The sequence below is a fragment of the Cetobacterium sp. ZWU0022 genome (genome assembly GCF_000800875.1).
Classification (GTDB): Bacteria; Fusobacteriota; Fusobacteriia; order Fusobacteriales; family Fusobacteriaceae; genus Cetobacterium_A.
Map to the genome: position 1 here is coordinate 1 of NZ_JRJZ01000163.1, position 439 is coordinate 439.

Annotated in this window: 1 protein-coding gene; it reads right to left on the reverse strand. The window is 24.1% G+C overall.

Going from position 1 to position 439, the window contains the following annotated elements; all coding sequences use genetic code 11:
* Positions 1-140 precede the first annotated feature (140 nt).
* Positions 141-332 carry a hypothetical protein gene (locus tag L988_RS11415; protein WP_047384388.1) on the reverse strand — a complete coding sequence of 64 codons (192 nt, stop codon included), beginning with the start codon at positions 330-332 and terminating at the stop codon, positions 141-143.
* Between the last annotated feature and the right edge of the window lie 107 nt (positions 333-439).

Genomic DNA, 439 nt, shown 5'->3' on the forward strand with positions numbered 1-439 from the left:
AAATTAGATTAAATAAATAATAAAAGGTGCAAAGTAAAATATTGTTATAAATTATATTTTTTAGATAGTTGTTTTATTTCAAAACAGTATTTTTAAAAAAAAAGAGCTTTATTAGCTCTTTTAAATTAAGTTTTTATTTGTCATTGATTAGTTTCAATTTCTGTTTTTTGTATAATGATTTTATTTGTATTTTCATCAAAAAGAATTTCAACCTCTCTTAGATCAGTTGTTATACCCATTTTTCTAATCCAGGCAACAGGAAGTGTAATTCTTGTTGTGTCGCTTCCTTTACCACTTTTAGACCATAAAATTTTAGCTTCTCTTTTTTCCATAATTTAACCTCTTTTATTGACTTTTTGGAATATTATTGTATAATTAAATTAACAAAGCTGAGCGAGGAATTTTAAGTTCCTTACAGGAAAAGATAGAGAGAATTGCA